General features: G+C 43.0%; 9 protein-coding genes. 7 read left to right on the top strand and 2 right to left on the bottom strand.

The annotated features are described in order from the left end of the window. Positions 1-149: 149 nt before the first annotated feature. Together R7D93_RS22240 and R7D93_RS22235 are read right to left on the bottom strand one after the other, a co-directional pair. On the bottom strand, positions 150-1016 hold the full coding sequence (locus R7D93_RS22240) for a hypothetical protein (protein ID WP_225478113.1): 867 nt from the start codon (positions 1014-1016) through the stop codon (positions 150-152). Positions 1017-1034: 18 nt separating this feature from the next. Beyond that, the gene (locus R7D93_RS22235; protein ID WP_225478114.1) at positions 1035-3431 is read right to left on the bottom strand and encodes an Ig-like domain-containing protein; all 2397 of its coding nucleotides are present in this window, start codon (positions 3429-3431) and stop codon (positions 1035-1037) included. Positions 3432-3708: 277 nt separating this feature from the next. Here R7D93_RS22235 and R7D93_RS22230 point away from each other — a divergent pair, with 277 nt between their 5' ends. The 7 genes from R7D93_RS22230 (at position 3709) to R7D93_RS22200 (ending at position 11142) form a co-directional block, all read left to right on the top strand. Next, the gene (locus tag R7D93_RS22230) at positions 3709-4023 is read left to right on the top strand and encodes a hypothetical protein (RefSeq protein WP_225478115.1); all 315 of its coding nucleotides are present in this window, start codon (positions 3709-3711) and stop codon (positions 4021-4023) included. Between the two features lie 17 nt (positions 4024-4040). Next, positions 4041-4868 carry a thioredoxin fold domain-containing protein gene (locus tag R7D93_RS22225; RefSeq protein WP_225478116.1) on the top strand — a complete coding sequence of 276 codons (828 nt, stop codon included), beginning with the start codon at positions 4041-4043 and terminating at the stop codon, positions 4866-4868. Positions 4869-4952: 84 nt separating this feature from the next. Next, complete coding sequence (locus R7D93_RS22220; protein ID WP_225478117.1) at positions 4953-5468, top strand: hypothetical protein; 516 nt, start codon at positions 4953-4955, stop codon at positions 5466-5468. An 81-nt stretch (positions 5469-5549) separates the two neighbouring features. After that, positions 5550-5999, top strand: a complete 450-nt coding sequence (locus tag R7D93_RS22215) for a hypothetical protein (protein ID WP_225478118.1) — start codon at positions 5550-5552, stop codon at positions 5997-5999. Positions 6000-6002: 3 nt separating this feature from the next. After that, positions 6003-6386, top strand: coding sequence for a TraR/DksA family transcriptional regulator (locus R7D93_RS22210; RefSeq protein WP_225478119.1), 384 nt, complete (start codon positions 6003-6005; stop codon positions 6384-6386). 39 nt (positions 6387-6425) lie between these two features. Continuing rightward, positions 6426-6734, top strand: a complete 309-nt coding sequence (locus R7D93_RS22205) for an HU family DNA-binding protein (RefSeq protein WP_053409870.1) — start codon at positions 6426-6428, stop codon at positions 6732-6734. A gap of 193 nt (positions 6735-6927) precedes the next feature. Continuing rightward, positions 6928-11142, top strand: a complete 4215-nt coding sequence (locus R7D93_RS22200) for an Ig-like domain-containing protein (protein WP_225478120.1) — start codon at positions 6928-6930, stop codon at positions 11140-11142.

Raw genomic sequence — 11142 nt, 5'->3', positions numbered from 1 at the left:
GGCAAAGATACGCAGCATGAGCTGGGTCAACCACTTAAGAAATGAGCTTATGTGTCCAACCAGCGGGGTCCACTTCTCTTGTATTCTCCATTCACTAAGGGACTCTCAATGGAGTCCCTTACTATTTCTAATCACTATCAAATTTCGCACTATTCATTGGGCTTGTTGTCACTGAGTGATACAAAGTGAGTTTTGCCGATGTTTGGTATAATGAATGTGTGGTTATACACGTTAAATTCTAAGTTCTCTCCAACCATTTCTTGAAGCGCTTTTGCTTGCTCGTACTCAGAAGGGGCAACTAATAGCTCAATGTTGCCTGACTTTCTTTTTACGGTGATAACATTTGTTCCCTGGCCTCGATCGACGTCTACATCTAAAAGCTGTCCATTTATGACGTAACTGTTTTGTTTCGAAACATAGCTATCTACTAACTTGTCTATGTTCATTACAAAGACAGTGGTACAAATGAGTGCAATAGCTGTCTTGTTTGGGCTGTACCGCTTCAAACCCTTTTCTTTATTAAATATCACCAAGTTGGTTAGAAACGACTTGTTAAGCCAAAGTACTGTTGAAATAAGCACCCAAACAATCACGGCAGTAGCGGCTATCAGTAACGATTGATGCCCAATGAGTTCAATTATGGACAAGTCTTTTTGCAGGATAAAGGAAGCCGCGAAGATGCCATAAATTACTATTGAATGCTTGGTCAGCTTGTTTGTGCTGACTTTGTTTAACGTTGTTTTTGCAACATTAAGCTCAGGTTTTTCATCATCATTTGACGTTGTTTGTACCTTATCTACACGCTTTGAAATCATGCGTTTATAGATAGTAATTGCTAAATATACAGCTATGAATAGCGGCGATATTGTTGCTAGGAATGCTATCCAAAAGAAGAATAGTTTTAGTACTGGCAGGCTGTCCTGTAGCAGCTCGCCACTTCGAAAATATACAGGGAGTGTCAGAAGTGTCCCTAGTGTTAACCACGCATTTCTAGTTTTTCTGAACGTATCATTCATGAACGTGTTTCCTCGGCCTTAATCGTATTTACTTGTTAGCTCAGGCACCTCAAGCATAAAGGATGCAATGCCTTCTGAATTTGATGATGGATATATCGGCACATCGAGCTTTCCTCCTAAATCACCCAAGTCTAATTGAATACTTTTTGTTTGACCTGGAGATACCTCAACGCCTTCAACCATTAAGCCGAATGGAGCGTCAGAACGGAGTGTTACAAGAGCATCCTGCAAACCGGTTGCTAAGTTTCCAGAGTCAGTACGTAACTCTGATGATGTGACTCTAGCTAGTGGCTCACCCTGTCTGTTAAGCAGGTTTTTGCTAATGGCTAATGTTTTCAAATTCTCTAGTTTAATCCAGTTCTCAGGAGTGTATTGAAAGCTCGCAGTACCAGTACCTATGTTGTTGTATTCATCTTTAACTCGTACTGTCAGCGTGTAACTTTGTTGTTCCTGCAAAGCAGGGAAAATACGGGGTTGTTCGAGTTTCCATGTGTTTTGGCCAAGGTCAGTAATCGCAAGATAAACTAAATCCTCACTTGGTCCACCTGATAAGCTCGCGTCGAGAATAGTCATGGCTGTGTTGTCTATGGCGCTAACGGTGATGCCGTTAATACCTTGGATCATGTCACCAATAATGGCACCGTTATAAAGCAAAGTTACTGCTGGTGGGGTAGTGTCATTTGTGAATGATACAACGTCTTTTCTAGCGTAATTGTGGTGCTTCTCCATCACTACTGCTTCAACGGTGTATGAGCCTTCGGGTAAAGTGCTCAAATCAAATTGGTACTTATAGTTAGTGCCATTTTCCTCAGATAATATACGTTTGACAGAGAGTTTCTGACCATTCGATTCTAGATAGGCTTGAGTGATCCGGGTGTTATCAAAGTAATAGCCGCGGTTTGGTTGGTAAGCATAAACCGTAACGACCTTAGTATTCTTATCCCATTCCGTACTAGTGATTTCAGGGTGGTGAGTATCGTTCCAGTGAACACTTGCCCAGCCTGGAGCACCATACAAACTACCATCCAAGTTTTTGATTGAAGAACCACTATGTAGATTGCCGTAGGTGCCTGTATCTAAGAGTTTTGGTGGGTCGTAGGTGATAACACACTCCGTATCCCCAGCCGGCACAGTACATTTCCCCATATGCTCAAATACTTGGTCATAGTCTCTTGGTTCAACTATGATCTTTGCAGCCGTGACAGAAACTGGTAATTCCTCCGTGTACACTTCACGGCCCCAACTGCTCCAACCTATATCGGAATACTGATACTGGTTACCTTTACGAACGGGCTCTTTAGGCGCGGAATCATCAAGCTTTAAGTTGTAACTCACACCTTGAATAGACCAAGAGCGGCGGTCATGAAATCGCACATAGTTACCGTTTGTAAAACCATAAGGCCGCGTGAAAACAACATACACATACTGGTCATCGACATCATCGTAGATTGCTGAGTGCCCTACAGGAGTGATACCACCACGAACTAGGTTGGCGTAGTTAGATTTTGGTATCCGATACATAAAAGAAATAGGGTTCTCTTTGACAGTCATTGCCGCAACATAGGGCTCGTAACCTGCTTGGCCACCCACTACATTTGTAGAATCTGGGTCATGGATTGCGAAAAGCTGCGCGTTGCCTCCAACGGTATCAAAATACAGGTCTTGTTCTTTCGAATAAGCAATGTTGCCGGCCTTATCGACCACTTCAAACTGTAAGCTGTAAACAGTCTCCGCGTTGTCACCACTAGGAAACCACGATGATCCATTGCCTATATGAGCTTGCATGGCTTGAGGGTCAAAACTTGCGGCACCTTTTTTATAAACCTTTTCCCCAATCCTGGTGATCGCGTTTACTTCTGATACGCCAGAACTGTCATCGGCAATATCGGATACATAATATTTGTTTGTACTGTAATAGCCGGTATACCAAGTGTCTGCAGGCATGTTTATGCCATCTAGACCACCATAACTGGTTGCTTGTGGAGAACCGAGAGTAGGCGCGGTCGTGTCGATAACGATAGGGTAGGTGTTGGTTTGTATTATTTCACCAGATAGGTCCTTTATGTCAGCAACGAGCGAATAGGCTCCATCATTTGGCGCCGACAAAGTTAAGGTTTTACCGTAATAGTCACGTCCGATCGCAGTAATCCTGTCATTTACACCTATGACATTGCTTTCCGTAGAGCTAATTGTGTTTCCGCTGCTGTCTTCAATCCTTAAGGACAATTTGCGGTCAAGGCCACCAGATACAGAGAAGGTTATGTCTGTTGTCGGGTTGAAAAACTCATTAGCACTATCTAGCTCAACTAAAGAATTGTTTGTATCAATAAAAGATAAAGACAACACCTCGGCATTAGCAATGGCACTAAATAAAGTTAAAGGTATCAATGGCCATATGTACGTTATTTTCTTCACAGATCATGCCTCGAATAATTTCTGCCGATATTCTAGAGACATTAAAAAAATCATATGTTCATTAAGTAGCGGTAACTAGCAGTATTAAAACGCCATCATTAGTAATGGTAGTAGTTTTCGGGCGTTAGGATGGGTGAACACAAAATTGCTCCAGTTTGGTGCGTTGATTAAGTGCGGCTAAAAAGCCGGAGTAAATCGAAGTGTGGGTACTTGAAGATGCGTATAACTACACACTCAAACTTTTGAGTAAGTGATGCCAGTTCAAGAAGGAAACCCAATGATTATTCAGGAACAGACAAAATTGAGAGTAGAACCACTATTGGTTCTGGCTACTGAGCTAATTCAACTACGTAATGTTTCCAATTGGACAGAGGCAACCATCACTTCAAGTTCTAATTTTGGCATGATGTTGACGACTCTCTCATACAAAACGACCTCGGGCGAAACTATCGCGTTAGAGATCCCGACTGAATTCTGTGAGCGATTCAATGACTTCAAAAAATCGTTTAACCAACAGAGCCAAAATCAAATCAAACAAATACTACTCAAGGTGAAAGCCGCTGGTGGTGTTTACGAACTCCGTATGGAATGAATGAGGTCTTCAAAAAAATGGTAAGTAGCCGCAAATTATCAACATTACTAATCGCTGGAGCACTGTTAGGTGGGTTTTCTGCTCAAAGTATGGCAGCAATCAACTCCAATACAGATCAGCCTATTGCGACAGGGAGCTCATTGCAGGTAGCGCCACCACAACTGAAAAACCTCATTGACCAAGGTGTCATTGAAGTTATCGAAGTGTTCCAACATGATTCATTTACTGGGTGGCTAGTCAAAAACCAAGGCGAATACCATTTATATTGGGCAACTAAAGATAATTACGTTGTTGCTGGACCTCTAATTGATCAAAACGGTATCAACATAACTTCCAAGTATTTAGATGCGAAGAAGCCGGTTCCTGACTACAACAAAGTGTTCGAGAATTTTGAAAAAGAAGGTTGGTACTTTTCCACACACCCTAAAGGCAACAGCAAAGGTACGATGTATGTATTTATCGAACCATTCTGCGGTTGGTGCTCGAAACTGTTCAATGAAATTGAGCCTGCGATTCAAGATGGCTTAGAAGTTCGCTGGGTGCCTGTGTCGTTCCTGTCGGCTCAAAGCCCGGATGTGATTGAGTACATCACTAGCCAACCAGATCCTTATGCAGCTTTACAAGAGCATGAGCATATCCGCTCTCAACGTGCCCGTCCAAATACTAAGCCTGCAACCGTTAAAACTCGTGAACTAATAGAGAAAAACGGTGACTTCATGAAAGCGTTCGACATCGCGGGTACGCCGGGTATTGTCTATGTTCAAAATGGAAAGGCTAAGGTGGCTGGCTATATGAAACCTGCGCAAATGCAGGAATTCATAAAAATGATTGAAAGCCAAAAATAACCAATATGACCCGCTTTCTAGCGGGTCAAACATATCAACAAAGCAAATAACGCTAGTGGACGTAAAATCACTATGGGAGAAGGCATGAAGGCCTTGAAGGTTCAGTTATTAGGCATATTAGCCACTGTGTGTTTATTTAACTCCATGAGTGCATCTGCTCATGATACTACACCCAACAACGTAAGAGAGCTGACAACTGCCGAAGTAGAGCTCCTCGGGTCTGATATTGATAACAATGGTGTTCGAGATGACATCCAAGAGTATCTAGAAGGTCGTTACTCTGGGTACCCGATCATTCGTCATGAGATGGAAAGGTATTCAAAAGCAATTGATAAGCTGATGATCGGTAGAACAATCAAGGAGCGGTTGGAGGCATATCAAGAAATGGATTCAACCAAGTACTGTGCGTTTGGCTGGGGGTACACCGAAGATGAATTCACAGTGCATGTATCACAAATTTACGACATGCAAGTAAATACGCCGCAAAGAATACTGGCTGCCAGTCGCGCCGAGCGTTCAATGAGAGGGTTTGAACGCCCACAATATCGCACTAAACCTTACAAAGAATACTGCCATCAAGAAAAATCATCACAAAACTAAAAATTAGGGCTTGCACATTCAAAGTTTAGCGTTATAAATGTGGAAAGTCCTGATTAATAGGGTGGAAGCTTGGAATTCAAAATGATTGATACCGTCATAGCAAAGGGGATTAACCCAGATATGACGACCAACGTCCTTGTTTCCCCACTACCAGCAGAATTGAAGCAAAAAATCGTCGATTCTGGCTTATGTCTGCCTAATCGATGCTTCGATAACAGCTGGTCGATAGTGATGAATGATTTGTTCCCTGGTGCGGAATACGTTTTAGCCTTTGCTTGTCGAGTGCTTCCTGTTGAGCACTCGATCATTTGTGTTAATGGCAAATACTACGATCCGACATGGGAGCTGCATTTGGGAAATATAGGGACTAAATACGTAATGCTGGCTAAGTGGTCTAAGAAGGAGTTACCCGAAGTTGCCAAAAAAGCAAAAGGTCATGATGGGTATTTATATCCTCCAATGGTCCGATTTTTGGAAACTAGTCATCATTTTAACAAGTTATTTTTACGCTCAAATGTATGTAAGGTTTGAAAAATGCAAGTACACGATTTTCTGTCAGAACAACAATTAAATTGCATCCGAGAGAAGGTTTCCCAAGGGATTGCCAACATTCAAGAAAGACTAAGTTCAGAACAGAACACATGCTTGTCAGAAGGCGTGAGCATGCCTGACCCGACAGACCGAGCAACTCTTGAGACTGAACGTAGTTGTGGTGCAGCTTTACGCAATCGTGAAGAGAAACAATTGCTTAATCTACGTAAAGTACTCGGCCGTTTAACGCATAAACTGGATGAATTTGGCTTTTGTGAAAGCTGTGGAATAGAGATCGATTATGACCGCTTGCTGGGTGTTCCTACAGCTGTGAAGTGCATGGAGTGTCAGCGAATTGAAGAATACAAGAAAGGCCAAATGCATTAATCGCATTGCGATCAGCTAAATACAATGAAGGGTTATTAAATGACATTAACTAAGCGTGATTTAGGAAGAAGTCTCCAAGAGGTATTGCCCGTAGCGTCCCGCGAGGCAGAATCCTTGGTCACTGATATTTTTCAACAAATTAGTGATGAACTCCAGAATGGTAACGAAGTAAGTTTGCATGGTTTTGGCCAGTTCCGAATTCTTGAAAAAAATTCTCGTCCGGGGCGCAATCCAAAAACGGGTGAAGCTTGTGATATTTCAGCCCGTAAAGTCTGTGTTCTTAAACCTGGAACCCAACTGAAAATCTCAGCTAAAAATAATGCCAAGAAAATGGCTGTTTGCATGTAATTCTAGTTACAACCATTTCCCTCAATAACATCAAATAACGCCACTTTTTATTAAAAAGTGGCTACTTTCATGCGCCTTCAATTCGCCAAATCATGTTGATTAATTGCCCTTACAAAGTGGGTTTTATTCACCATGCGGCATAGTTCAATTCAGTAAAGTACTGTTGACTTTTAGCTCTTTAACTGGTGCTTACATGAAATCCACAAACATCAAAACCTTAGCGGTAGCAATACCCTTAGCTTTGTGGGCCAGTCACGCCGTTTCAAAATCGATTCTTGTAACAGGTTCGATTGAGGCGGTATCACCAAAAGTATCTTTACCCGTACTAGGGGACCAACAAGCTTACGTCAACCCTTTCCAAATGGTTGCAGAAGAAGCTGACGGTTCCGGTTGTCAACTTACGGGAGATCCTAGTGTGGCGAAAGCTGACCACGGGGATAGTTTAGTCTGTTTGTTTGAATGGACCGAGCTACCGTCGGGGATAACAGCTGCAGGGATGGCCGTAGATGGTTATCTGTTGAAGGAAGGTGCTAACCAGTTCGGTTACTCCATTTCATACTTCTCAGGTACAAATCTAGACAAAGTAGAAATTATATCAGATGCAATCAACGTAAACGCGGTTGCACCGATCGCCCCTGACTTCACCGGGGTTAAAACTACGTTAAGTCATGGAGCCTTTACTGGCCTCCAAGTGACTAACTACAACAAAGCGTCTGGAATTTCAAAAATCCAAGTTTCAGCAGAATCTAGAGACTACCGTCAAGTTGCGACTGTCGACGGGCTAGGTTCATGTATTATTGAAATTGGTAACACCGCCTGTGATATTAATGCCGGTTCAAGAAGCATTGGTGTTGAAGGGCAGGTTACTGGCCAGACAAAATACAGTCTAACGATTGACTCACTAAACGGCTATTTTGAATCTAAAAACAAAGTCGTGCCAGAAGACTACGTAATGAAATGGGACTACCGTACCCCAGAAGCGAAAGGTCTTTATATCCAAGCTCGTTCAAAAAGTAGCGCGACAACTGATAAGTATGACGTTGAAGGCGTTAGCGTAGTTGTTGAAAACGAACAAGCTAAGCTGATTGTTGATACACCACACTTTGGGTTATCCGGTAGTTGGTGGGTGCCATCCGCTAAACTTGAGTTAACACCAGACCCTGATTTTGAAGCTTTGATCCCGGTATTTACTGTGGACGGTTTGAACGTGGTCGAAACTCAGGAAATGGTATCTCAGCCGCAGGAGAACTTTGTCCTAAACGCAGTCGGTACGCCAGAGGTTCGTGACGGAAAGTATATCTTTACGTATGACCTTCACTCGGTTGCAGATGGTCAATTCCTTCCGATTGTCACGTTAACGGACCAATACGACAACAAGATGACGAAGCAATATCCATCAGTTACGTTAGACCGTAATCCACCTACAGTGCAGGTAATGTACAAAGGGCAGAACTTCATCAATGAAGGTGACGTCTACTTCTTTGAAAACATGGCCATCATCGCGTTGGATACTTTCGATGGCGGTGCTGAGATTGTTTCGGCTAAAGTGAATGGTATTTCATTAGAGTTGAAGGGCGATAGTAAGTACATTAAATATCCACAAGCAGCCTCGTTGAACCTTACTCCTGCTAAAGAGTATCCGTTTGAAGTGACTGTTAAAGATACTGCCGGTAACTACTATACCCAGTCATTCATCGTTAACTACATGCCAATGGACTACTCATTGGATGGATCTGATCTTGATTACTACAAGAAAGTTCAAAGATTGGACTTGGAAGTTGACCAGATAAAAGGTAACACGTGTGCTCTTTATAGCTCAGAAGAAGAGCTGCATGAGCGTGACTTCCGTTATGGTGAATCAATTCGTTGTTGGTTGGAGTGGACTAACTTGCCACCTGGCACTGCCGGCTCATATATCCGCGGCATTCATTCTTTGACAGGTAGCTTTACCATGTCATCTGATGAAATGACCAACGAAGTGGGTTATCGAGTATGGATGTACGATAGCAATGGCAACCATTCGCTAGCTGCAGAAGAAAGTGCGGTAATCAACGTTGGCGAAGTGGATCCACCAGCACTTACAGTGAAGCAGGATAAAGTGATCAGCGAAAACCTTTTCCCTGTAGAACTGGACGGTAGCCGTTTCACTACAGCGATTGCTAAAGGTGTGAATGCTGACCTGCAACTCGTCGTTAATGATGGTTCAGAAGAAACTACGACTCTTGCGGTTCAACGTAACGGCCGTACTACAAGTGTTTCTGCTTATGACACGCTTGAGGTACCAGCAGGTAAATTGTGGGCGAGAAAGCAATTCAATGTTAACGCTAAGTACTCTTTGGACTCATCTAAGAGCACAAAAGTTGACCTAGAAACTGTTTATGTTCCATCGCGTCGTATTCGTAGCCGTATTTCTACAGATGATCTGAGAACGTTGGACACAGTTAATTCAACTGTAACGATGAAGCTTGGTATCTACGACAGTGATAGCCGTGACTTTGTATACAACAAAGAAACAATGGGTGATTGGAAAGTCTACCTTGCTATTGAACGTCGTGATAAAGAAACACGTGAGACTTACTACGATAAGATTACTGATGTTAAAGACTTCTCTGGCCAATCAGTTACTTTTGACCTTGATGTTAGCGATGTTGGTTATGGTTCATACCGTTTTATCGGTGTTGCTGAACTGCAATCACCAGTTGATGGTTACACTCGTACAGTACTTTCAAACTCAGCGTTCTATCGAGTCCTTAAAGGTGGCCCGATTGATGGTGAAATTAAGACGTACCGTATTGCGGCGCCAGTGCCTTTCACCGCGTCTGTAACGTACCAACCAGAAGAACGTGAAGACCGTGAAGCGATGGGTGACATCACTTGGGAAATGTCTGTAGATGGAACCAATGACTGGAAAGTCATTGATGAATACCAAGGTTCACCACGTCTACGTCAGGTAATTGATAAAGCGGCACACTACTTTGTGCGTGCAACTGTGAAGAACAAGCTTTCAGGCGCTATCAGTCGAACCGATACACTTGAAATCCTGGGCTATGAAGTTCCAGATCTTAAGTCAGATGGTCCGATAGCTCTGTATGAGGGTGAGAAAGGGACAGTAACGCTTTATGACAATGGTGAGTTGGCTAACGAGCTTAAAGGTAAGATCGAATGGTCATTCGATGGTGATAACTGGGAAGAGGGCGGCAATACTTTAGACATCGTTGGTACAGGCGATCGTATGAAGATTTGGAGCCGTATGTCTTACTTCAATAATGAATTGGCAGAAGATAAGCGTTACGACGTTTACCGACGTCAAATATCAGTGAAGAAGCCAAAACCAGTTCGTATCTCAATTCAACAACCTCGGATTGTTGAAGCGGGTGTACCGGTTGAATTGAATGCTGTAGTTCGGTTGGCCACAAGTCAACTTAAATCAGAAGTGGTGAATCAGTGGATTCTACCTGATGGTACTATTGTTGATGGAACTAAGCTGACTTACACCCCAACTGAATCGGATGCTGCACTTGGGCATACTGACATTACGTTCGTCTCTTGGGTTAAACAGCTTAAGGATGATACTTATGCTACTAAAGACTTGAGCATCCGTACTTGGAAGTATGAATTCCCTGAGTATCGATTTGATGTGAACTACCGAACTCGCTATGCACCAGTAAGTGCAACAGCAATTGCTCGTAAGCTTGAAAGTCAACCAGTAGCTGTTGAGTATACCTATAACTTCTTGAAGTTTGATGGTATGGAAGTCGACCGCCAATCAAATGAGCGTTTGTACTTCTCAGCAACGAAACCTGGCTTACACCAGCTGACTGTTGTTATCTCGGACGATCGCGGTAACTCGAAAGAGATTACTGAAATCATGGAGGTTCTTGAGCCACCTGAAACTAAGATCGAACTGACAGCTAACTACAGTACTGAGTTTATGCGTGACCCGTTAGATGCGTCGATTCGAGCTCGCGTAGAACTAGGCCATCCTGATGATCGTGTAGATACCTATGAATGGTACCTAGATGATGTATTACTCGATGACCAAACTTCTACAAGGGCATATATCGAGGGTATGACCGAAGGCAAACACCAAGTCAAAGTTAAAGTAACTTCTGAGTTTGGTATTGTTCAAGAGCAGCTACTTGATGTTGAAGTCGCACCAAACAAGGCGCCGGTATGTAATATCACATACAAGCAGTACAGTAGTACGATCGCGGTTCAATCAGGTTGTGTTGACCCTGATGGTGATATGGCAACGCATAACTGGTTTGTTGATGGTGAACTGGTGCACGTCCATGCAGATAACCTCTCTGTAGCGGGGCGTCCTGGTAAGTCGATCCACTTCCGAGTTGTTGGTTACGATGATAGTGGTGATAAGTCTGAGGCCACTTTGGTAGTTACACCAAACTAA

The organism is Vibrio sp. YT-15, assembly GCF_033337445.1.
GTDB lineage: Bacteria > Pseudomonadota > Gammaproteobacteria > Enterobacterales > Vibrionaceae > Vibrio > Vibrio alginolyticus.
This window is presented reverse-complemented; position numbering and strand designations above follow the sequence as displayed.